Source organism: Nocardia sp. NPDC058705 (assembly GCF_042749305.1).
GTDB lineage: Bacteria > Actinomycetota > Actinomycetes > Mycobacteriales > Mycobacteriaceae > Nocardia.
In genome coordinates this window covers 1-21,512 of sequence record NZ_JBHYRN010000013.1, presented here as the reverse complement: position 1 = coordinate 21,512, position 21,512 = coordinate 1, and the positions used below count along the sequence as shown (strand labels likewise).

The following is a 21,512-nucleotide window of genomic DNA, read 5'->3' as shown; positions in this document are numbered from 1 at the left end:
CCCCACCTCGAGCCGGATAACGCCCGGCTCGACGGTAGCGAAATTCCGTGGGTCGGCCTTCTAACGCAAAGGACCCACATCTCATGACCACCGCAGCCGATGTCGACTCGCGGCATTCTGACCTCGACGACCAGCGCACCCTCAGCGTGAGCCCTCTGCGCTCGCCCGCCGAGGTCCGCCTGGTCCACCAGATCACCGACGAGCTCGCCGACACCGTGCGTTCGGGCCGTAAGGCCACCGTCGACGTGCTCAACGGCGACGACGACCGCCTCATGGTGATCGTCGGTCCGTGTTCGGTGCACGACCCCGCCGCCGCGCTGGAATACGCCCGCAAGCTGGCCGAGAAGGCCGCCGAGCTGAGCGACCGGCTGCACATCGTGATGCGCGTGTACTTCGAGAAGCCGCGCACCACCCTTGGCTGGAAGGGTCTGATCAACGATCCCCACCTGGACGGCTCGTTCGACGTGAACACCGGCCTCGGCATCGGCCGCAAGGTGCTCGTCGACATCACCGCCCTCGGCCTGCCCGTCGCGTGTGAATTCCTCGACCCGATCACCCCGCAGTACATCGCCGACCTGGTCTCCTACGGCGCGATCGGCGCCCGCACCGCCGCCAGCCAGGTGCACCGCCAGCTCTCGAGTGCGCTGTCGATGCCGGTCGGCATCAAGAACGGTACCGACGGTGACGTGCAGGTCGCGGTCGACGGTGTGCGCGCCGCCGCCGCCAGCCATGTCTTCCCCGGCACCGACCTCGACGGCCGCTCCGCGCTGATCCGCACCTCGGGCAACCCCGACTGCCACGTCATCCTGCGCGGCGGCAGCAACGGCACCAACTTCGACGCCGCCTCCTGCGCCGAGGCCAAGCTGCGCCTGGAGAAGTCGTCGCTGGCCCAGCGCCTGGTCGTCGACGCCAGCCACGGCAACAGCAACAAGGACCACAACAAGCAGGTCGACGTGGTCACCGACATCGCCGACCGCATCGCCGCGGGCGAGCAGGGCGTGGTCGGCGTGATGCTGGAGTCCTTCCTCGTCGCAGGCCGCCAGGACCTGACTCTCGGCAAGTCCGACGAGCTCACCTACGGCCAGTCCATCACCGACGCGTGCATCGACTGGAACACCACCGCCACCCAGCTCGACCGCCTGGCCGACGCCGTGGCGACACGTCGCGGATAGTTGTCGACTGCACCTGCGGGCCTCGGATTCCGGGGCCCGCACTGCTGTCCGGGGGCTTTACTGGTTCTGCACCGCGAGGCGTCCCGCGAGGGCGACGAACGAAACACCGAACACCCGCCGCATCCACCGAACCACCATCGGGCGTGACAGCACATAGGTGCGTATCGCGGCGGCGACCGCCCCATAACCGGCGAACACCACGAACGTCGCCAGCATGAACAACCCACTGAGTTCGAGCATGCGGCCCAGCGCATTCGGCGCTCCGGTCGGGACGAACTGGGGCAGGAACGCGAAAAAGAAGATCGTCAGCTTCGGGTTCAAGATATTCAGCAGCACCGCCGAGGTGATCACCTGCCGCGCCGACGGTTGCGCCGAGCCTTCCTCCGGAATCGCGAGTGCGCCTTTGTCCCGCAACGTATTCCACGCCATATAGAGCAGATACGCGACGCCGAGATACTTCACTGTCTGGAACGCGACCGCACTGGTGTTCAACAATGCGGCCAGCCCGGTGATCGCCGCGACCATGTGCGGAACGATCCCCAACGTGCACCCGAACGCGGCGATCACACTCGCCCTCGTCCCCCGAGAAAGCCCAGCCGCCAACGTGAACAGAACCCCGGTCCCCGGAGTGGCGACGATGACAAGCGTGGTCAACGCGAACTCGATGCTCATCTCCCGCAGGGTAACCGCCCCTCGCGTCCCCCGCGCACCTTTCTGGACGGGTGATCACCATGCTCTCAGGTAAGTATTTCGGCGCTCGGAACGCCACCACAGCATGGTGATCAACTGTCCAGTGCGGGGTCGACGGGGTCTGTCGGGGAGACTGGTGGGGATGAAGCTGCCTGATCTGCCCGACCTGCCGGTGCGGCCCGCGCTGGACGAGATCGTCGGCACCTTGGCCGAGCACGGTGTCGCTGTGCTTGTCGCGCCGCCTGGAACAGGCAAAACGACGTTGGTTCCGTTGGCTCTGGCCGCCGGATCGTCGGGGCGGATCGTGGTGGCCGAGCCTCGGCGGTTGGCGGCGCGGGCGGCGGCGGCGCGGATGGCGGCGTTGCTCGGGGAGCGGGTGGGGGAGACCGTGGGGTACTCGGTGCGGGGGGATCGGAAGGTGGGGGCGCGGACGCGGATCGAGGTGGTGACCTCGGGGTTGTTGGTGCGGCGGTTACAGAGCGATCCGGAGTTGGCCGGGGTGGGGACGGTGGTGCTCGACGAATGTCACGAGCGGCATCTCGATGCGGACCTGCTGCTGGCTTTGTTGCTCGACGCACGCTCAGGATTGCGGCCTGACCTGCGAATACTGGCCACCTCGGCAACGGTGGCGGCGGATCGGCTGGCACAACTGCTCGGTTCGGGGATGCATGGGGACGCGAGGTCGGCATCGCACGTAGGGTCGGCCGCTGGCGCGGGGATTTCGGGCGGTGCTGTGGGGTCAGATATTGATTCCGCATCGCGGGCACGGTCGGGCGCGGGTTCTGGCCTGGGTGCTGATCCGGGCGCGGGTTCGGGAGTGGGGATTCCGGGCCCCGCAGTGGAGGCCGACGTGTATTCGGCGCCGGAGGTGGTTGTGAGCTCGGGGTCTGTCGTTGATTCGGTGCCGGTCGCGAGGGCTCCCGGCTCGCCCGCGGTCGACGGTTCTCGGGCTCCTGTTCTGGAGGTTCGCGGGCGGACCTATCCGGTTCAGGTCGACTATGTTCCCGGACTTCCTCGTGAGCGGATCGAAGCGCAGGTCGCGCGCGCCACCCGCACGGCGCTGGCCGCCATCGACGGTGATGTGCTCGTTTTCCTGCCCGGTGTCGGCGAGATCAACCGCACCGCAGGGCTGTTGCGCGATCTCGACGGCGTCGACGTGGTGCCCCTGCATGGGCGGCTCGCGAGTGCGGCCCAGGATCTCGCGCTGCGAGAAGGGGCGCGGCGACGGGTCGTATTGTCCACTGCCGTAGCCGAATCCAGCCTCACCGTCCCCGGTGTTCGCGCGGTCGTCGACTCCGGGCTGTCCCGGGTCTCCCGCGTCGACCACCGCCGTGGCCTGTCCGGCCTTGCGACAGTGCGTGTTTCGGCCGCTGTCGCCGAACAACGCGCGGGTCGCGCGGGCCGCGAAGCCCCCGGCCACACCTGGCGCTGCTGGCCCGAATACGAACACCAAACCCTGCCCGCCTACCCGGAACCCGAGATCCGCACCGCCGAACTCACCCGCCTCGCACTGGAATTGGCCTGCTGGGGCACCCCCGACGGCACCGCCCTCGCCTGGTGGGACGCCCCACCGCAAGGCGGCCTCACCGCGGCCCGGACCGTCCTGCGCGCCCTCGGTGCGCTGGACGACGCCGACCGCATCACCCCGCGCGGCAAGGACATGGCAGCCCTCGGCCTGCACCCCCGCCTCGCCCGCGCCCTCCTCGACGGCACCGCCCGAGTCGGCGCGAAAGCCGCCGCCGAAATGGTGGTCCTGATGGACGATGACTCCCTCGCCAACACCGTCGACGCGACGGCAGCCTTACGCACCCTCCGCACCGAACGCCCACCCCGCTGGACCCGCGAAGTCCAACGCCTGACGCGCCTCGTCACGAGCACCACCGCAGTCGACAGCCGTGATCAGCCACATGTCAGCGGGGCGCGGAAGGATGCCTCGTCAGGTGGGGACCGACCAGGTGCTGGCGGTGCGCGAGCGGATGTTTCGTCGGGTCGTGACCAACGATCTGTCAGCGATGCTGGGGCGGATGTTTCACCAGGTGGGGGCCGGCCAGGGGCCGGTGGTGCGCGGGCGGATGTTTCGTCAGGTGCGGAGCGTTCCGACCGGCCAGATGTCGGTGGTGTGGAGAGACGGTCAGGTATCGGTCGGCCCGATTCGCGGGAACGGACTGGGGTCGGCGGCGGCTCGGTGGCGGGTTCCCGTGGCGGACGGGAGCGTGTCACCGGCGGTGACGAGGCCCGGTTCGGAACGGATGTCGCCGCACTGTTGATCGCACTGGCGCAGCCGGAGCGGTTGGCACGTCGGCGGGCGAGCGGGTCATCTACCTATCTGATGGCCGGCGGCACCGCGGTGACGCTGCCGCCGGGTTCGGGATTGGCCGCGGCGGAGTGGCTTGCGGTGGCGGTGGCTGATCGGGATCCCGGGCGGGCCGAGGGGCGAATCAGGCTGGCGGCCATCGCGGATGAAGAACTCGCGCGGGAGGCCGCGCCGGGTTTGGTGGTGGTGGCCGACGAGGTGCGGTGGGACGGCGGTGATGTGGTGGCTCGGCGGGTGGAACGGCTGGGCGCGATCGTCCTGTCGGAGAAGCCGATACGTCAGCCGGATGCGCGGTTGGTGGAACAGGCTGTGCGGCAAGGACTTCAGGTGGAAGGGCTGAGCCTGTTGAGGTGGCACGATGATGCCCGCAACCTGCGTCAACGCCTCGATTTCCTGCACCGCACGCTCGGCGCCCCATGGCCCGCCGTCGACGACGCCCTCCTCGCCGACCTCGACTCCTGGCTCGGCCCCGAATTGTCCACGGCCCGAAGACGTTCCGACCTCGCCCGCATCGACGCGGGCACCGCCCTTCGCCGTCTCCTCCCATGGCCCGCCGCCGCCCGCCTCGACGAACTGGCCCCCGAACGCCTCGAGGTCCCCTCCGGCAGCCGCGTCCGCCTCGACTACTCCGCCGACCAACCGGTCCTCGCGGTCAAAGTCCAGGAGATCTTCGGCTGGACCCTCCCGCCCACCCTCGCCGACGGACGCGCCACGATCCTGCTCCACCTGCTCTCCCCGGCCCAACGCCCCGTCGCCGTCACCGCCGATCTGGCCTCCTTCTGGCAAAACGGCTGGCCCCAGGTCCGCGCCGACCTACGCGGCCGCTACCCCAAACACGCCTGGCCCGAAGACCCCACCACCATCCCCGCCCACCGAGGCACCGTCCGCCGAGCCGCCGACCGCCGACCCTGACTGTCCTCCGTCACCCGAACATGTCTGGCCGGGACCCCACCACGATCCCCGCCCATCGAGGCACCGCCCGCCGAGTCGGCGGCCGCCGATCCTGGCTGTCGGCCGCTACCCCGAACATGCCTGGCCGGGTGACCCCATCGCGATACCGTCCGCCGAGCCGCCGATCGTCGGCATTAGCCGCTGTCAACGCTGGGCGGATGATCACCAGTAAGGCATCGCCCGAGAAGGACGCCTGACGATCTCGGTCGGCATCACCCGACTCCGCGGCGACGACCGCCAAACCCGCACCGGCGTATTCCTCGCGCTCAGCGGATCGGTGTCGCTCGGGCGGCGAGGAGGTTGTTCGCGGTGGTGACAGTGCAGCGGAAGCCCGCGGCGGCGAAGCGTTCGGTGAGTTTGTCGGTGGGTGGCATCGGGCCGGGGGTGCCGTAGCCGTAGCAGAGCCAGAAGCGGCCGGTGGGGGCGAGGCATTCGCGCACTGTGGACCAGGCGGCGGTCGCGGGCCCGGTCCAGAACAGGTTGACGTTGACGGCGAAGATCAGGTCGAAGCGTGTGCCAGAGTCGAGTTCGTCAAGCAACCGGGCGGCCTCGGTATTGCCGATTTCGCCCTCGACCAGGCGAACCCGGCCGTCGGCAATCTCGGTGGCGCAGCGCAGACCTGCCCGCGCGATCGCGGTGGCCGAACGGTCGACCCCGACTATCCGCCCATCGCCGAGCCTGGCCGCGATGCGCTGTAGCGAGGCGCCGGAACCGGGCCCCAGTTCGAGCACGCGCTCTCCCGCCCGCACCCCCATGGTGTCGGCGAACCAGTCGAACCGCGCGTCAGGCCCACTCATGGATCGATGGTGACATCGATCGGTGCACGATTACGCCAGTCCCGGCCACCCGTCGACAACTCCGACGGGGTCGGTCGGCAGCCGGGCCGCGACCCATTCGTCGACGCGGGTTCCGCGCTGGACCCCACCCGAGCGCGCCACGCCCTCATAGTGAAAGCCGTTGCGGCGCACGGCAGCAGCCGAAGGGAAATTGCCGACGATCGCCCGCCACATGATCCGATCCAGCGCGAGACCCTCGGGGTCGAATCCGAAGTCGCAGACCAGGCCGATCGCACGCGACATCAGACCGCGGCCGCGCTGGGCGGGCGCGAGCCAGAATCCGATCTCGCAGGCGCCCGGCCCGCGTGCGTGCAGGCCGACCATCCCCTCGACCTGACCGTTCTCGGCGGTGCGGATCGCCCAGACCGGGGTGTTGTCCGCCCAGCCGGGCGCGACCACACGGTCGAGGAATTCCTCGGCATCGGACCGGTGATAGGGGACGGGGATCGTGGTCCAGCGCTGCACGTCGGGGTCCTGAACGCACTCGATGATCCGGTCCATATCGGCCCCGGTCGGGCGGGTGAGCCAGACCGTGCCGTCGGTGAGCGTGTGCTCGTACATCCGCTCATCGTGACAGCCGGCGCCGAATTCCTCGCCGCATTTTCACGGCGTTGCGCCCGACCCGTGCGGCGGAGCCCGGTGGGGCACTCCGTAGGATCTGGCTCGATGGTCTCCCCGTTTCTCGCCGACTTGTTCGAATCGCATCGAACACACCTGCTTTCGGTCGCCTACCGGCTCACCGGAAGCGTCAGCGACGCCGAGGACGCGGTGCAGGAGAGCTGGCTGCGGATGGCGGGGGTGCACCAGTCCGAGATCGACGATCTGCGCGCCTGGCTGACCACCGTGGTCAGCCGAATCTGCCTCGACCACTTGCGAAGTGTCGCAGTGCGCCGGGAAACCTATGTGGGGCAGTGGCTTCCGGAGCCGATCGTCTCGACGGCGGCATCCTCGCGCACACCTGATCCCCTGGATGTGGTGGTCCGCGATCAGGACAGCCGGATGGCGGCGATGGTGGTGCTCGACGCGTTGACGCCACAGCAGCGGGTGGCGCTGGTGCTGCACGAGGGGCTGGACGTGCCGTTCGCCGAGATCGCGGAGATCCTCGGTGTTTCCGTCGATGCCGCAAGGCAATTGGCGGTGCGGGCACGTCGGGCGGCCGCGCGAGCGCCGGAACCGGTCGCCGACGATGTGCACGATCAGGCGGTGCAACGGTTTCTCGCGGCGCTGGCCACCGGCGATGTCGCCGCGGTGGCCGCGACGCTGCATCCGGACACGACGTTCACGGCCGATGCGGGCGGCACCACCAAGACCGCGCTGAATATTGTTGCTGGACAGGAGAAGGTCGCTCGGCTGGCGCTCGGCCTGTGGGCAAAGTACCAGGAAGGATCGGGGCTGGATATCGGTGCCGCCACGGTCAACGGGCAGTCGGGGTTGGTGTTCACCGATCCGAACTCGCCGTTCGGGCGACCGTTGCGCGTGCTCGCCTTCTCGGTGCGAGATGGAAAAATCTGGGCGACTTACGATTTCGCCAATGTCGCGAAATTGTCAGGCGCGCGCCTCCGCTGATCTCGCAGCACCGAAAAGGGCTGCGAGATCAGCGGTTTGCTTCACAGCACGAGACTGATCGGCGTATCGATGCGAACCGCACCGCACCGGTTTATGGGTAGGTGGAACCCCAGTTGTGGTCGCCGGTCGACGATCCGAGATTGTGATCGCCGGTCGAGGAACCCATGTTGTTGTCCGGCGTTGCCGAACCGGTGAACAGATCGACGATCGGGCTGGCGAACAACTGTTCCTGGATGAATCGCAGGGCCGAACCGGCTACCTCCGACGCAGCCGGTTGCAGGATGAAGTCGAGCAGAGGTGAGGCCATGGAGCGCCCCTTTCGATATACCACTTCGTCGTGGTGTGAGGTAGAACACCGCGAGGCTAGCTGAGGTTGGGGAAACGCACAATAGCGCAGGTCAACATGGGAAAACGTTTGTGAAACATGCGTGTTCGCTATCGTTCGGCAACGCAGCGGAAGGGTGGGATACGCTGCGAGGATGCCGCCTGTGCCGCCCACTGTCGCCCGCCTGCGCCCGTTCGGATCGACCATCTTCGCCGAGATGACCGAGCTGGCCGTGCGCCACGACGCGGTGAATCTGGGGCAGGGTTTTCCCGATTCCGACGGGCCCGCCGGCATGCTCGAGGTCGCACGCGCGGCCATCGCCGACGGCCTCAACCAGTACCCGCCCGGCCGCGGCATGCCGGTGCTGCGCCAGGCGATCGCCGACGACCGCGCTCGCCGCTACGGCACCGACTATGACCCGGCCACCGAAATCCTGGTGACCGTCGGCGCGACCGAAGCGATCAGCGCCGCCGTGCTCGGGCTGGTGGAAGCTGGTCAGGAAGTGGTGCTGATCGAGCCGTACTACGACTCCTATGCCGCCGCGATCGCGCTCGCCGGTGCGCAGCGGCGAACGGCTCGCCTGGTACCCGACGGCGACCGATTCGTGCTCGACCTGGACAGTCTCCGCGCCGCCATCACCCCGAAAACCCGTATGCTGATGGTCAATTCGCCACACAACCCCACCGGGGCCGTACTCGACCGCGCCGACCTCACCGCCATCGCGGAGCTGGCCATCGAACACGATCTGTTGGTGTTGACCGACGAGGTCTACGAGCACCTGGTCTACGACGGCGCCGAGCACATCAGCATCTCCACGTTGCCGGGAATGCGTGAGCGAACCATCGTGGTGTCCAGTGCGGCAAAGACTTTCAATGTCACCGGCTGGAAGATCGGTTGGGCCTGCGCGCCTGCGCCACTGCTCAACGGCGTGCTCACGGCCAAGCAGTTCCTCACCTTCGTCGGCGGCGGCCCGTTCCAGCCCGCTGTCGCGTACGCGATCAATGAAGAACTCGACTGGGTGCACGCGCAACGTGACGAGCTGGCGGACAAGAGGATTCGCCTATCGGACGCACTGCGCGACACCGGTTTCAAGGTTTCAGCCAGCGACGGCGGCTACTTCGTCTGCGCCGATATCCGACCCCTCGGCGCCGAGGACGGCCTGGCATTTTGCCGCGAACTCCCCGCGCGACTCGGTGTCGCCGCAGTACCGGTCAGCGTCTTCGCCGACCACCCCGACGACTGGAAACACCTGGTGCGCTTCACCTTCAGCAAACGCGACGAGACGATCGACGAGGGTGTCCGCAGACTCCGAGCCGGCGTCACCGCACCCTGACCCGATTCACCTGAGTCGCCGACAAGCGTCAGTCACGCGCATGCCGGGCCAACGGCGCATGCCACTGATAGTGCCGCGCCAGCAGCCGGAAACCGACTGCACCAGCCGCAGCAAGCAGCCCGGTCCACGCTTCGTAGAGGTCGAACGACAGCAATGCGGCGGTAGCAGCCGCCCCGAACAGCGCCGGAATCGCATAAAGATCCTGGTCCGGGCGCAAAACGCTGGGCACCTCACCGCTGAGCACATCCCGAATCACCCCGCCCCCGATGGCGGTCGTCATGCCGAGCAGGGCGGCGGTGGGTGCACCGAGCCCCGCCGAATCCGCGATCACAGTCCCGGTCACACAGAACAGCCCGAGCCCGATCGCATCGGCGATTTCGAGCGCTCCCTTGGTGAGCCGCCGCGAAGGCGTGATGAAGTACAGCACCAGCGCGGTCACCATCGACGCGGACAGATACGTCAGGTTCGTGAACGCGGCAGGCGGAGTGCGCCCGATCAGCAGATCGCGCACGATGCCCCCGCCCAGCGCGGTCGCGCACGCGAGCACCACCATCCCGAACAGATCCAGCCGCTTGCGCACCGCCACCAGCGCCCCCGACGCCGCGAACGAGATCACGCCCAGCAGCTCACCGCCCCGATGCACCGCGTTGACGGCCGAGTCCAACTCGGTCACCGATGGCGCCGCCACGACCGCAGCCACCAGCACTTCGACACTCACGGCTTCTCCTCCAGACCCCGACGTTCCCAGCAGCGTGCCCGGGTGAGGGCGGCGAAGCAAACCACGCGACCGCGTGGGGTGGAGGGTGTGACAGGAGTGACGTGCGAAGCGCACTCGGAGATCCTGGCGAGGTCGCATCGACGAGCAACGCGGCCGTGACCGAGCGCTCAGGCCGGGCTCGTCAGCGGCCGTCATGACGGTGATTGCGCCGACCGCTCAGGCTGGGGTGGGCCGGGCTGGATCGGTGCCGACACGATGGCGATGCCGCCGAGCGCTCAAGCCGGAGTGGGCCTGGCTCGATCGGTGGCGAGGAGGACAGCAATGGTGCCGAGGGCGGTGCCCATGACGTAGCGCTGGGTGCGCAGCCAGAGTGGGCGGGCGGTGAGGAACCCCGCCAGACCTGCCGCGCCGAGGACGATCATGGCGTTGACCGTGAGGGCGATCGTGATCTGGATGGCGCCCAGCGACAGGCTCTGCAACCACAGCGCAGCGCGCTCGGGGTCGACGAACTGGGGGATCAGCGCCATGTACATGATCGCGATTTTCGGATTGAGCAGGTTGGTGGCGAATCCCATCGTGAACAGCCTGCGCGCGGGGTCGTGTGGCAGCTCGGCGGGCGCGAACACCGAAACCCCACCCGGCCGGATCGCCTGCCAGGCCAGCCACAGCAGATACGCCGCCCCCGCCAGCTTCACCGCCAGAAACAAACCGGGAACAACAGCGAACACCGCTGTGATCCCCACCGCGGCCGCCAGCAGATACACCCCGAACCCGGCCGCGACCCCCATCAGCGAGATCAGCCCCGCCCGCCGCCCCTGCGCGACGGTGCGCGAGACCAGATACATCATGTTCGGCCCCGGCGTGAGCACCATGCCGAGCGCCGCCGCCGCAACCCCGAGAACCGCCGTCGTCTGAAGCATGCATCGAGTTTGCCCCGGTCAGGGAGGTCTTGTCGCGGTCCAGTCAGCACCTGCTGGACCCACCGCTGCCATCGCGCGACGCCGTCGGACGTCGATCGGATCCGGCGTCGCCCCCTGGACTGTCGGCCCGGTGGATCCTGGCGACCCGGCGACCGCAACGCAGGCGACGCACTCTCCCGAGCACCGATCGCACAGTTTCCCGCACAACGACCGAGCTCGGAGACTTCTTCCCCCAGGTCGTGTCACACCTGATCCGTACAATCGACAAAGCCTCGCTTCCTCACCCAGAGACCCGAGGTCACGCCCCCCGCTCTGCCGGTCACCGACAACCCAGAACCACCCTCACGAGTGAAACGCCGCCCCCAACGAGCCCACCTACGGACTCCCAACTCGCCCACCACGTTTTCGGCCGCCCCGAATCCGAGGGGCGAGACGTAACGGCGAAGCCGCAGTATCGCCCCTCGGATTCGGGGTTACGAGGCCGAAAACCCCGCGGCGCCAGCCGCCGATAAACACAGGAGCAACGTGTGACCGACGGTCCCCTGATCGTGCAAAGCGACAAGACTCTGCTGCTCGAAGTCGATCACGAGCTGGCAGGCAACGCGCGACAGGCCATCGCGCCGTTCGCGGAGTTGGAGCGCGCACCAGAGCACATCCACACCTACCGGATCACCCCGCTCGCGCTGTGGAACGCCCGCGCGGCAGGCCACGATGCCGAGCAGGTCGTCGACGCACTGGTGAACTTCTCCCGCTACGCCGTGCCGCAGCCGTTGCTGGTCGACATCGTCGACACCATGGGCCGCTACGGCCGGTTGCAGCTGGTCAAGCATCCCGCGCACGGCCTGAGCCTGGTGAGTCTGGATCGCGCGGTGCTAGAGGAAGTGTTGCGGCACAAGAAGATCGCGCCGATGCTGGGCGCCCGCGTCGACGACGACACCGTGATCGTGCACCCGTCCGAGCGCGGTCACATCAAGCAGATGCTGTTGAAGATCGGCTGGCCCGCCGAGGATCTGGCCGGTTATGTCGACGGCGAGGCGCACGACATCGGCCTCGATTACACCGAGGGCAAATGGCACCTGCGCGACTACCAGGAGATGGCCGCCGATTCGTTCTGGGCGGGCGGTTCGGGCGTGGTCGTGCTGCCGTGTGGCGCGGGCAAGACGATGGTCGGCGCGGCCGCGATGGCCAAGGCGAAGGCCACCACGTTGATCCTGGTCACCAATACCGTGGCGGGCAGGCAGTGGCGGCGCGAACTGCTGGCGCGCACCACCCTCACCGAGGAGGAGATCGGCGAATACTCCGGTGAGCGCAAGGAGATCCGCCCGGTCACCATCGCCACCTATCAGGTCATCACGCGCAAATCGAAGGGCGAGTACAAGCATCTCGAACTGTTCGACAGTCGCGACTGGGGACTGGTGATCTACGACGAGGTGCACCTGCTGCCCGCACCGGTCTTCCGGATGACCGCCGATCTGCAGTCGCGCCGCAGGCTCGGTCTCACCGCCACGCTGGTGCGCGAGGACGGCCGTGAGGGCGACGTCTTCTCGCTGATCGGCCCGAAGCGCTATGACGCGCCGTGGAAGGACATCGAGGCGCAGGGCTGGATCGCCCCCGCCGACTGTGTCGAGGTGCGGGTGACGCTCACCGACGCCGAGCGGATGGCCTACGCCGTCGCCGAGCCGGAGGAGCGCTACAAGCTGTGCTCCACCGCGCGCACCAAGATCCCGGTGGTCGAGTCCATCCTGGCTCGGCACAAGGGCGCGCCGACGCTGGTCATCGGCGCCTACCTCGACCAACTCGACGAACTCGGCGTCGACCTGAACGCCCCCGTCATCACCGGCGCCACCAAGAACAAGGAACGCGAGGCACTGTTCGACGCGTTCCGCTCCGGTGAGATCCCGGTGCTGGTGGTGAGCAAGGTCGCCAACTTCTCCATCGACCTCCCGGAAGCGTCTGTGGCAGTGCAGGTTTCGGGCACCTTCGGCTCCCGGCAGGAAGAGGCCCAGCGCCTCGGTCGCCTGCTGCGGCCGAAACAGGATGGGGGACAGGCGCATTTCTATTCGGTGGTCGCGCGCGACACCCTCGACGCCGAATACGCCGCGCACCGGCAGCGTTTTCTCGCCGAACAGGGGTATGCCTACCGCATCGTCGATGCCGACGACCTGCTCGGACCGCCCATCGGGGACGGCGTGTAGGACTGTTCGCCAGGTCAAAGGGGGGTAGCGTGCGGGTGTGCGAACCCTCGGCAGATAAGTGGAGGCAATTCCTCCGCAACTTGTGCTAGGAAGGAAGGCGTGCGCCGCTTCGAATTCGTGGTCGACCGAGAACACGCTCACGCGGTGAACGAGACGTTCACCGGGTTGCGTCGGTTGCGACTGGTCGCCCTGTTGGTCGCCGGTCTCGCCGTCGCGGCCACGGCGGCGCTGGTGTGGAGCGGGCAGGCCTGGGGGTTTCTGCTCGCGGTGGTGTGCGTGCTGGTCGCGGCCATCGCGCTGTGGGTAGCGCTGTGGACGCCGCACCGCTCCAGCATCGAAAAGCTCTACCACGACGGTGTGCTCGTCCCCGCCGTCGTCAGCGCTGCCGAGCCGGGCGGGATCGTGCTGCTCGCCCTGGTCGATATCGCCGAACCCGGTGCGCCGGTTCGTAGCTGGGCGTTGATCACCCGCAAGGTCCGCAAGCTGCCGGGGCACGCACCGCAGCTGGGCGAGCGGGTGCCCGCCATCGCGGTGCGCACCGATCGTGCGCCCCGGCAGGTCGGCGAGCGCTGGCAGTTGGTCACCGCCATGCCGATCGCCTGGGGTACCCGCGACGACGCGGTGATCGCGCGCGCCTGCGATGCCATCACCGAGGTCGAATGGCGGCTGCTCACGGAGAACCTGGCGCTGGCTTCCCGGGTGAAACGCACGGCGACCAAGCGCCTGCTCCTCGACCCGCAGCACCTGCCCTCCGACCTGGGCTGACCTGCGCTTTCCTCTCGATAGGCGCTGCCACGTCTGCGCCCGATCCGTGTCCCTGCACCTTCGCTCCGACCGGCCTTGTTACGCCGGGCCATTCGCGGTCCGCGGTGCGCGCCTGCGACTATGGTCGGATTCGTACGATCCGGTCGACGAAAGGTGTCTTGGACATGCGATGGTCGGCCGGCCTGGGTGTGGTGGTGGCGCTGTTGGCGCTGGGAGTCCGTCCGGTAGCGGCGGATTCGACGCTGATCGGGGCGCCGGGGCTGGGTGATCCGTACTATCCGCTCGACGGGAACGGTGGCTACGACGTCACCCACTACGACGTGTCGATCGACTACGAACCGGTGGAGCACCACCTGCGTGGCACGGCCCGCATCGACGGGCGCGTGACCCAGCCGCTGGCACAGTTCAACCTCGACTACAGCGGGCCCGAGGTGCTGATGGTGACCGTCAACGGTCAGCCCGCCGGGTTCGCACGCGATGACGCGCACGAACTGGTGATCACCCCACTGCTGCCCCTACCTCCCGGCCTGCCGATGCGGATCATCGTCGACTACGCGGGCACCGCCCCCGACACCGAGGGCGAAGGCTGGACCCACGCACCGAGCGGTGGCGCGTTCGCCGTCGGCGAGCCACACAGCGCCAGCACCTGGTACCCCCTCAACGACACCCCTTTGGACAAGGCAACTTTCACGCTGCACGCGAACGTGCCCGCCGACTGGGAAGTCATGTCGACCGGCGATCGCACCGAACACGTGGTGCGCGACGGGCGCCTGCACACCACCTGGGAAACCCGCCAGCCCACGATCGGCTACCTGACCACAGTCGCGGTGGACCACTTCACCTTCCTCGAACAGCGCCGCGCGAACGGCACGTCGGTGCTGAGCGCGTTCGCCCCGGAATCCGAGGACAATCGCGCAGACGAGCAACGCCTGCCCGAGATCCTCGACTTCCTCGAAAACCTCTATGGCCCATACCCCTTCGATGTAGCCGGCGGCATCTACGTGGACACGAAGCTGCCGTTCTCACTGGAAACCCAGACCCGGCCGATCTACGCGCCATGGGCCGACCTGAACACCGTGGTCCACGAACTGGCCCACCAGTGGTGGGGCGACACCATGTCGGTGCGTCAATGGTCCGACATCTGCCTCAACGAATGCTTCGCCAGCTACACCGCCGACTACCTCTGGCCGGAGCGCATCGACCAGGCCGATGTGGACACCGAATACCGCGAAACGATCGCGAAATACCTTTGGGAGCCGAAGTTCTGGCGGATCGCGCTGGCCGCTCCCGGTGTCGGCGACGAGTTCACCTCTGTCTACTACCGCGGCCCACTGTTCCTGCACGCACTGCGCAAGTTGATCGGTGAGGACGTGTTCTTCTCTGCGATACGAGATTTCGTGAACGCCCACCGCGACGGTCACGCCTCGATGCCGGAGTTCCGGGCGTTCCTGCAGAGTCGAACCTCGATGCCGCTGGGTGAATTTCTGGCCGAATGGCTCGATGGGACAAGGCCTCCGCGTGATGCGTTCCTGTATCCCGGCACGTTGAGGCGATAAACTCGGAGCGGGCGGGGAACGAGCCATCGATCAGTCTTCGTCGAGACGGCCGCGCGCTCGCTCCACCCAGCGTTGCATCCGGTCGAATTGGCTTCGCGCTGCGGAGTATTCGCTGCGGGCACGATGTTCGGCGGTATGCGCGAAGTGGCGTTGGTGCTCCGCGTGTTCGAGTTCCTCACGCAACTCGGCGATTCTGGATTCGATCGCGTCGAGCTCTGACTTGGCTTGTGCGGCAGCGGCTTCGGATTCATCGCGATCGGCACGTGCCGCCGCTAGTCCGGATTCCGCGTCCTCGAGTTCCTGCCGGGCCGCGGCTTCACGTTGGGCCTCGGTGTCCTTCTCCGACGTGGTCTTGCGGGGTTTCGTCTTCGGCGGCGTGGCCTTGCCCCCGGTGATGGCGACGAGACCCGCCGGGCCGAACCCGTCGTAGGTGACGGTGGTCGGCAGCACTCCCGCACGTACCAGGTCGGCCACATCGGGATCGGCCAGCGCCGCGGTGAGAGTCTGGCCCACCTCGCGCCGCACCTGCTCGTTCGTGGGCCGATCGTGCTCGGCGGCCAGCTCCGCGGCCCGTTTGGTCATCGCATTCACCACCTGTTGACGCTGGGCACCGAGGGCGCGCAACTTGTCACCGGAGAGCTGACGCTGCGCCGAACGGAGAGCGTCACCGAGTTCGAGGAGTGCGGCGATCTCCTGCGGTGCGTGGCGGGACAGGAGGTTGACCGTCCAGGCCGCGACCGTGGGTTTGCGCAGGGCCGTGATGGCCTTGGCCAGATCGCGATCGCCGTCGGCGCGGGCCTGGGCGGCGCGCTCGGCGCGGGTGGACACGAAGTCGCCGGGGTCGAGGGTGTACAGCTCGCCTGCGACGTCGTCGAGGGTCATCTTGTGATGGTAGACAGGTTGCTCGACGCCCGAGCGCGGTCGCGGGACACTTGGGTATCGTCACCGGCGGTTGTGTTCGCCTGAACCGTTCGGTGAGTGAGGTTTTCAGTGATTTTCCCAGAGAAGCGACTGCTGGCGCGGATCGTGCTCGGCCCGGTGGCCGCGATGGCGCTGGTCGGCGCGGTGGTTTCGTGCTCGTCGGCGGATGCGACATCGGCCGACGCGGTCGCGGCGGGGTCGTGCGTGGAGGTCAGCGACAACGCCGCCGACGCGATGAAGGCGACGGTGGGCGACTGCTCCGCGGCGACGTCCAACTACCGCATCGTGAAGCTGGGAGCGGACTGCGCGGCGGACAACGCCGTGTTCAACGGCACCGTCGCAGACGCGAAGAACGCCCTGTGCCTGGCGCCCAACTTCGCCGAGGGCAACTGCTACGCGGACGCGGGCAAGCGACCGGCCAAGGCTGTCGCGTGTACCGCGCCGGAAGCGTCGTTCAAAGTGGTCAAACGGATCGACGGCGAGACCGACGAGCTGCTGTGCGGAGCGGACGCGACCCAGTTCCGCACCGTCCCCGACCCCAAGACGACCTTCTGCATGGCAAAGCCCTGATCGAGGCCCTAATCGAGCAGGGCCACCGACGCGATCCGGTGCAGGGTGAAGTGGCGGGTGGCGCCGGAGACCGGGTCTACGGCGTCCAGCTGGCCGTTGCCGACCCGCAGCGGTTCCACTACTCGCTGGGTGGCGACGCCCTGGGCGTCCACGTAGCCGATGTTCACCGGGCGGCCGACCCTGGCTGCCAACTGGAGTAGGGCGAGGGTGGCCGCGGTGCCCGTACGGGAGCCGTCGGTGCGCACGGACTGGCCGGTGCGGGCGCCTGCGGCTCGTTCGCCTGCGCGGAGTTCGGTGACCAGTTGGGAGAGCTGGTCGTCGTTCGGGGGAGTGGGGCGGTAGGGCCTGCGGGCCAGCGGGCGGACCGAGATGCGCGCGCCGCGCGGACGCAGGTCGACGATGGTGCCGCCGGAATCCTCGCCCGCGGGGGCGAAGCCTGCTTTGCGGAGTTGGTCGAGCATTTCGGCCAGGGGGGCGAGGGCGATCGCCACGGTGGGGGCGATGGCGCGCAGGGCCAGGGTCTCGGCGACGGGGGCCGCCAGGACCTGTGCCAGCAGGGCGGGGTCGTCGCTGCGGAGGAAGGACTGGGCCATGCCGACGCGGAGCTGGCCGTGGCGGCGGGCGACGTCGTCGATGAGGTAGGTCAGCGACTGCGGCACGGGGGTGCGCGAGTGGGTGGCGAACAGGGCGTGGAGTTCGGCGGCGGTGAGGCCCGCGTCGAGGGCGCGGCGGACCGTGGCGTCGCTGACCCGGTAAACCGTTGCGGCGCCCGCTGATTCGACATTCGCGACCAGGGCGATCTTGCTGCGCAGTTCGGGGACGAGTGGACCGGGGGCGATCACGGTCAGGTCGGCTTGGACGAGGACGTGGTCGACCGGCTTCGGCAGTGCCGCAGCCATTTCCGATTCGGCGTCGGCGACGGATCCGTGCAACAGGGCCCTGGCGGCGGAGTCGAGGGCGCCGCGACCGAGCAGGCCGACGACCGCTGCCTCGGCGAGCGTGGCGGTGACGGCTTCGAGGCGAAAGTGTCTGCGGCGGCGCGGCATTCGCCATGCCATAAGTTTGCCGATGTCGCCGGGAGTCAGTGCGGTGCCCGTCGGATACTCGGCGAGCAGGCCCAAAATCGACGCGCGATCACGCACGGCGTGCGGCACACGCAGCTCCGCCGACAGGGCCGCGATCGGCTTGTCGGCGGCGTCGCGCAGACCGATCATCCACGGCATCCGATCCAGCTCGAGCCACGCCTGGGCCAGGGTGACCCAGCGGGTGGCGGGCGGGGCGTCGAGCCAGGCGTCGGCGGCGGGGGTCGGTGCCCAGAAGTCGTCGGTGGAGTCGAGATCGGGAGTCGGCTCCGGCAGACCCTTTTCGACGAGTTTCGCCGCGGCCAGCAATTCGAGCAGCAGGCCGGTGCGCTGCTCGTCGATACCGGTCTGCTTGGCCAGTCTGCGCAGCTCGCGCACGCCGAGGCCGCCTGCGCGCAGAGCGGGGGCGGGCAGCGTGCCGAGTGCGTCGATCAGATCGCCCGCATCGCGCAGCAGCTCGCCGACTTCACCCGCGCCGACCGCGTTCACCTCGGTGGCGGCGTTCTTCGCGAGTGCGGGCTTGGGCGGGGCGAGGGCGTGCGGGTCGGTGACGGGTTCGCCGCGCAGGATCTGGCCGACGGTGACGGGCAATTCCACCGTCTCGTCGTCGATCCAGTGCAGCAGCCGGGCGGCCAGCAGGCGCGGCACCGGGCGCTCGGGGTCGGTGCCGGGCGCGGCGTCCCTGGTGCGACCTCGGGGGCCGGTGGTGGCGAGTTTGTCCAGCAGCGCGCGTTCGGGCGGGCTCGCCGTGGCCAGCGCGGCCGCGACCTCGGGCTCGGTGAGCGCGTCCGGGAGCGCTGTCGTGGCGCCCAGCGGCCAGGGAAGGGCTTCCGCGGCAGTGGGTGTGAGTTCGAGGGAGTCGCCGACCTGCCAGACCAGCGCGCGGTCGAGCAGGCGGGTCAGCGCGGCGGTGAACGCGGTCTTGGTGACGCGATCCTTGAGCTGCGCGTGCAGGGTGGTGCGGGTCAACGGGGTGAGCTCGGCGCCGATCGTGCGGGCGTCCTCATTGGCCGTGAGCGCCTCGATGATCGCGAATTCGAGGGTGTCCAGATCGTCGGCGGCACGCAACACCGAGGCGCGCTGCTGGGCGCGCACCGCGAGCACCGACATCGACGCGGGCAGCGGCACCGCCAGGTCGGGCCGCAACTGCAGCAATTTCACCAGCTGGGCATCGGTGCGCGCACCGAGCCAATCGGCGAGAGAGTCTGTCGCGATCACCGATCGAGCCTACAGTTCTCGGCCGCCTTGATCTGGACTGAGCGGAGGGTGCGACGAAGGAGTACCCGGAGGGAGGGAAGATCGAGGCCTCCGGGCCGAGAACTGCGGCGCCAGCCGCCGATGGGCACCGGGTTGGGTATGCCAGAATGAGCCGGTGGTGAACAAATCGAAGAAACCCTACGTCGACAACGGCTGGCCCGAGGTGGCCGAAGGCGAGCACGCCGTGACCGAACTGTCGTCGACCCGCGCCGGTAATCTCTCGCCTTTCGGTGAGGACACCGAGTTTCCCGTCCCGGCCGCAACGCTGCCGTACGTGCACCCCCAGACCACCATCAACCGGGTGTAATTCGGACGAGAAAAACAAGAGCCCGCATCCTCGAGGATGCGGGCTCTTGTTGTGTATGTGGACGATCAGGAGGGCAGGAGGCCCTTGTTCGCCTGGTAGAAGTTGACCACAGCCGGGTCAAGCTGGGAACCCTTGGCGGAGTTGACGAAATCGAGAGCCTGCTGCGGCACGGCGACGCCCTGCTGCTGCACGACGGCGAGTGCGCGGTCGACGGCCGAGAACACTTCGGCGCTCGGATCCTGCACCTGCGGCACGGTGACCTCGGGGACCCAGCTCGGGGTCGAGGGGGCGACGCGATCGGTGGGTCCGCTGCTCAGTCCCAACTTGGACGAGCACGAGGGCCAAGCACCCCAACCCTGGGAGGCGAGAACCTTTTCGGCGACCACGATCTGCTGTTCGCGGGTGGCGTTGTTTGCGGAGGCGGCGTACTCGCCACCGCCGTGTGCGGCCCAGGTGGAGGGCGAGAACTGCAGCCCACCCTGGTAACCGTTGCCGGTGTTGATGCCCCAGTTGCCGCCGGCTTCACACTGTGCGAGGCGATCCCAGTCGGAGTCAGGGGCCGCGCTGGCGTTTCCTGCGAGGGCTGCGGCTGCGGTGCCGAAGATCGCGCCGGTGACGGCGACCTTGGCAGCAGTGCGCCCGGTGGAAGTCGGCTTGCGGTGGCGTCCACTCATATCGGGTTTCTTCCTCTCGTTCGCACCTGCATCTGGTCCGGACTGAGAGGTCTCCCGGTCCGCCCTCACCCCGTGTTTCCAATCGGGGTCCGGTACCCGCGGGGTGAGGTTCGGCGCGGCGGGCCGGTGGTTCCGGGGGCTTGCCCCGGCTGAGAGAAACGGTACGACGGTCAGCGGCGAATGTCACTATTTGGTAACCGGCGGGTCCTGATGGGTCTCGGGGTCATCTCAGGGTGATCCCTGACGCGTCCGCGCAGGTAGTTGCCGTGGCGAATGTGTCCGACCCCTGTGCGCACACTTCGTGACCGCGCCGTTATGTGACCAGGATCACATGTTTAGCTGGATGATGTTTCCGGGGGTAATCGGTTGACGCATCAACGTGCGCGTCGGCCCGACCACAGCGCGAAAAACAGCGCGAGCAGGAAACCGACCGGCGCGAGCATCGCCAGCCCGTACAACAGCAGCCCCGGCTCACTGTCGGACACGATCGGCGTCACGAAGATCCCGATCACCCCCAGTATCCCGATCCCGAACAGGACAAGGGCCACGTGCAGCAGGCGATCGCCGGAGCGTCGCGGACCGGTCGGGGTCGGCTCGGGAGAGTTCGTCACAGGGGAACCGTAAAACTGATGTGCTCGCGGTATAGCCACCGGGGTAGACTCGCACCACATCGCGTCCCGCCTTGTTGGGGGGCGCGTTCTTTTCGCGACAAGCAAGATTGTGTAACCCGGGCCACAAGGGCTCGGGTGCCGAATGATGAACGGGTGAGCGCAGTGCCGACCGGCCGGGTGAAGTGGTACGACGTCGAGAAGGGCTTCGGCTTCCTGTCTCAAGACGAGGGCGAGGACGTCTATGTGCGCTCGTCCGCGCTGCCCGACGGCGTCGAGGGGCTCAAGCCGGGCCAACGTGTCGAGTTCGGCATGGCGGCCGGTCGTCGTGGGCCGCAGGCGCTCAGCGTGACGGTCCTGGAAGCGCCGCCGACCGTGGTGCGCGATCGCGACCGTGGGCGGGCGCCCGAGCGCAAGGACGCCGGGCCTCGCAAGACGCCCGATGAGCTGCACGGCTTGGTCGAGGACATGATCACGCTGCTGGAGTCGACGGTGCAGCCGGATCTGCGTCGGGGGAAGTATCCGGATCGCAAGATGTCTCAGCGTATTTCCGAGGTTGTCAGGGCCGTTGCTCGCGAGCTCGATCACTGAGGTTTCGGGATTGCCGGGGTTTGGGTGGTCCTGGGGCGGGTTGTGTGGCAGAGCTTCGGGGTTTGAGTAGTCCAGGGTGGTTGGGGGCTGTGTTTATTGGAGCGCTGGCGCGCTCGAGCGCGGCCCCTGGGGGCCGCGAGTTAGCCGCCGTTGCTGGAGGC

Annotated in this window: 20 protein-coding genes; 10 read left to right on the top strand and 10 right to left on the bottom strand. The window is 68.2% G+C overall.

Translation table 11 applies throughout. The features are described from left to right. Positions 1-83 precede the first annotated feature (83 nt). Positions 84-1,172 carry a 3-deoxy-7-phosphoheptulonate synthase gene (locus ACFW6D_RS16820; RefSeq protein WP_379329066.1) on the top strand — a complete coding sequence of 363 codons (1,089 nt, stop codon included), beginning with the start codon at positions 84-86 and terminating at the stop codon, positions 1,170-1,172. A gap of 57 nt (positions 1,173-1,229) precedes the next feature. On the opposite strand, the gene ACFW6D_RS16815 is transcribed toward ACFW6D_RS16820, so the two are convergent. Then, positions 1,230-1,844, bottom strand: a complete 615-nt coding sequence (locus ACFW6D_RS16815; protein ID WP_379329064.1) for a LysE family translocator — start codon at positions 1,842-1,844, stop codon at positions 1,230-1,232. A 160-nt stretch (positions 1,845-2,004) separates the two neighbouring features. On the opposite strand from ACFW6D_RS16815, the gene ACFW6D_RS16810 reads away from it, so the two are divergent. Next, positions 2,005-5,088 (top strand): ATP-dependent RNA helicase, encoded by a 3,084-nt coding sequence (locus ACFW6D_RS16810; protein WP_379329063.1) that lies wholly within the window; start codon positions 2,005-2,007, stop codon positions 5,086-5,088. A gap of 305 nt (positions 5,089-5,393) precedes the next feature. Here ACFW6D_RS16810 and ACFW6D_RS16805 read toward each other — a convergent pair whose 3' ends face one another. Both ACFW6D_RS16805 and ACFW6D_RS16800 read right to left on the bottom strand, forming a co-directional pair. Next, positions 5,394-5,924 carry a class I SAM-dependent methyltransferase gene (locus ACFW6D_RS16805; protein ID WP_379329061.1) on the bottom strand — a complete coding sequence of 177 codons (531 nt, stop codon included), beginning with the start codon at positions 5,922-5,924 and terminating at the stop codon, positions 5,394-5,396. A gap of 30 nt (positions 5,925-5,954) precedes the next feature. Beyond that, on the bottom strand, positions 5,955-6,524 hold the full coding sequence (locus ACFW6D_RS16800) for a GNAT family N-acetyltransferase (RefSeq protein ID WP_379329059.1): 570 nt from the start codon (positions 6,522-6,524) through the stop codon (positions 5,955-5,957). 105 nt (positions 6,525-6,629) lie between these two features. Here ACFW6D_RS16800 and sigJ point away from each other — a divergent pair, with 105 nt between their 5' ends. Next, positions 6,630-7,529: an RNA polymerase sigma factor SigJ gene (gene sigJ / locus ACFW6D_RS16795; RefSeq protein ID WP_379329057.1), complete on the top strand. Its 900-nt coding sequence runs from the start codon at positions 6,630-6,632 to the stop codon at positions 7,527-7,529. 91 nt (positions 7,530-7,620) lie between these two features. On the opposite strand, the gene ACFW6D_RS16790 is transcribed toward sigJ, so the two are convergent. Next, positions 7,621-7,836, bottom strand: a complete 216-nt coding sequence (locus ACFW6D_RS16790) for a hypothetical protein (RefSeq protein ID WP_379329055.1) — start codon at positions 7,834-7,836, stop codon at positions 7,621-7,623. 172 nt (positions 7,837-8,008) lie between these two features. Between ACFW6D_RS16790 and ACFW6D_RS16785 the strand changes: the two genes are divergently transcribed. Further along, positions 8,009-9,187 carry a pyridoxal phosphate-dependent aminotransferase gene (locus ACFW6D_RS16785; protein WP_379329053.1) on the top strand — a complete coding sequence of 393 codons (1,179 nt, stop codon included), beginning with the start codon at positions 8,009-8,011 and terminating at the stop codon, positions 9,185-9,187. 28 nt (positions 9,188-9,215) lie between these two features. Here the strand turns inward: ACFW6D_RS16785 and ACFW6D_RS16780 are convergent, their stop codons facing one another. Both ACFW6D_RS16780 and ACFW6D_RS16775 read right to left on the bottom strand, forming a co-directional pair. Then, positions 9,216-9,905: a trimeric intracellular cation channel family protein gene (locus ACFW6D_RS16780; RefSeq protein ID WP_379329051.1), complete on the bottom strand. Its 690-nt coding sequence runs from the start codon at positions 9,903-9,905 to the stop codon at positions 9,216-9,218. A 275-nt stretch (positions 9,906-10,180) separates the two neighbouring features. Then, complete coding sequence (locus tag ACFW6D_RS16775; RefSeq protein WP_379329049.1) at positions 10,181-10,825, bottom strand: LysE family translocator; 645 nt, start codon at positions 10,823-10,825, stop codon at positions 10,181-10,183. 527 nt (positions 10,826-11,352) lie between these two features. Here ACFW6D_RS16775 and ACFW6D_RS16770 point away from each other — a divergent pair. From ACFW6D_RS16770 to ACFW6D_RS16760, 3 genes are all read left to right on the top strand, one after another. Continuing rightward, positions 11,353-13,020 carry a DNA repair helicase XPB gene (locus ACFW6D_RS16770; protein ID WP_379329047.1) on the top strand — a complete coding sequence of 556 codons (1,668 nt, stop codon included), beginning with the start codon at positions 11,353-11,355 and terminating at the stop codon, positions 13,018-13,020. 144 nt (positions 13,021-13,164) lie between these two features. Next, complete coding sequence (locus ACFW6D_RS16765) at positions 13,165-13,785, top strand: DUF3239 domain-containing protein (RefSeq protein ID WP_379329045.1); 621 nt, start codon at positions 13,165-13,167, stop codon at positions 13,783-13,785. 164 nt (positions 13,786-13,949) lie between these two features. Then, positions 13,950-15,341, top strand: a complete 1,392-nt coding sequence (locus ACFW6D_RS16760) for a M1 family metallopeptidase (protein WP_379329043.1) — start codon at positions 13,950-13,952, stop codon at positions 15,339-15,341. A 30-nt stretch (positions 15,342-15,371) separates the two neighbouring features. On the opposite strand, the gene ACFW6D_RS16755 is transcribed toward ACFW6D_RS16760, so the two are convergent. Continuing rightward, the gene (locus ACFW6D_RS16755; protein ID WP_379329041.1) at positions 15,372-16,223 is read right to left on the bottom strand and encodes a hypothetical protein; all 852 of its coding nucleotides are present in this window, start codon (positions 16,221-16,223) and stop codon (positions 15,372-15,374) included. A gap of 108 nt (positions 16,224-16,331) precedes the next feature. On the opposite strand from ACFW6D_RS16755, the gene ACFW6D_RS16750 reads away from it, so the two are divergent. Beyond that, positions 16,332-16,832, top strand: a complete 501-nt coding sequence (locus ACFW6D_RS16750; RefSeq protein ID WP_379329039.1) for a hypothetical protein — start codon at positions 16,332-16,334, stop codon at positions 16,830-16,832. An 8-nt stretch (positions 16,833-16,840) separates the two neighbouring features. Here the strand turns inward: ACFW6D_RS16750 and ACFW6D_RS16745 are convergent, their stop codons facing one another. Beyond that, entirely contained in the window at positions 16,841-19,132 is a 2,292-nt protein-coding gene (locus ACFW6D_RS16745) for a helicase-associated domain-containing protein (protein WP_379329037.1), read from the bottom strand. A gap of 154 nt (positions 19,133-19,286) precedes the next feature. Between ACFW6D_RS16745 and ACFW6D_RS16740 the strand changes: the two genes are divergently transcribed. Beyond that, complete coding sequence (locus ACFW6D_RS16740) at positions 19,287-19,478, top strand: hypothetical protein (protein WP_379233975.1); 192 nt, start codon at positions 19,287-19,289, stop codon at positions 19,476-19,478. Between the two features lie 65 nt (positions 19,479-19,543). On the opposite strand, the gene ACFW6D_RS16735 is transcribed toward ACFW6D_RS16740, so the two are convergent. Both ACFW6D_RS16735 and ACFW6D_RS16730 read right to left on the bottom strand, forming a co-directional pair. Continuing rightward, entirely contained in the window at positions 19,544-20,152 is a 609-nt protein-coding gene (locus ACFW6D_RS16735; RefSeq protein ID WP_379329035.1) for a transglycosylase family protein, read from the bottom strand. Positions 20,153-20,526: 374 nt separating this feature from the next. Then, positions 20,527-20,763 carry a hypothetical protein gene (locus ACFW6D_RS16730; protein WP_379329033.1) on the bottom strand — a complete coding sequence of 79 codons (237 nt, stop codon included), beginning with the start codon at positions 20,761-20,763 and terminating at the stop codon, positions 20,527-20,529. A 162-nt stretch (positions 20,764-20,925) separates the two neighbouring features. On the opposite strand from ACFW6D_RS16730, the gene ACFW6D_RS16725 reads away from it, so the two are divergent. Then, positions 20,926-21,351: a cold-shock protein gene (locus ACFW6D_RS16725; RefSeq protein ID WP_266297836.1), complete on the top strand. Its 426-nt coding sequence runs from the start codon at positions 20,926-20,928 to the stop codon at positions 21,349-21,351. Positions 21,352-21,512: the final 161 nt, after the last annotated feature.

Excerpts from the sequence above, each read along its gene's own strand:
- ACFW6D_RS16820 (WP_379329066.1), top strand. The coding sequence starts at position 84 with ATGACCACCGCAGCCGATGTCGACTCGCGGCATTCTGACCTCGACGAC.
- ACFW6D_RS16815 (WP_379329064.1), bottom strand. The coding sequence starts at position 1,844 with ATGAGCATCGAGTTCGCGTTGACCACGCTTGTCATCGTCGCCACTCCG.
- ACFW6D_RS16810 (WP_379329063.1), top strand. The coding sequence starts at position 2,005 with ATGAAGCTGCCTGATCTGCCCGACCTGCCGGTGCGGCCCGCGCTGGAC.
- ACFW6D_RS16805 (WP_379329061.1), bottom strand. The coding sequence starts at position 5,924 with ATGAGTGGGCCTGACGCGCGGTTCGACTGGTTCGCCGACACCATGGGG.
- ACFW6D_RS16800 (WP_379329059.1), bottom strand. The coding sequence starts at position 6,524 with ATGTACGAGCACACGCTCACCGACGGCACGGTCTGGCTCACCCGCCCG.
- sigJ (WP_379329057.1), top strand. The coding sequence starts at position 6,630 with ATGGTCTCCCCGTTTCTCGCCGACTTGTTCGAATCGCATCGAACACAC.
- ACFW6D_RS16790 (WP_379329055.1), bottom strand. The coding sequence starts at position 7,836 with ATGGCCTCACCTCTGCTCGACTTCATCCTGCAACCGGCTGCGTCGGAG.
- ACFW6D_RS16785 (WP_379329053.1), top strand. The coding sequence starts at position 8,009 with ATGCCGCCTGTGCCGCCCACTGTCGCCCGCCTGCGCCCGTTCGGATCG.
- ACFW6D_RS16775 (WP_379329049.1), bottom strand. The coding sequence starts at position 10,825 with ATGCTTCAGACGACGGCGGTTCTCGGGGTTGCGGCGGCGGCGCTCGGC.
- ACFW6D_RS16760 (WP_379329043.1), top strand. The coding sequence starts at position 13,950 with ATGCGATGGTCGGCCGGCCTGGGTGTGGTGGTGGCGCTGTTGGCGCTG.
- ACFW6D_RS16755 (WP_379329041.1), bottom strand. The coding sequence starts at position 16,223 with ATGACCCTCGACGACGTCGCAGGCGAGCTGTACACCCTCGACCCCGGC.
- ACFW6D_RS16735 (WP_379329035.1), bottom strand. The coding sequence starts at position 20,152 with ATGAGTGGACGCCACCGCAAGCCGACTTCCACCGGGCGCACTGCTGCC.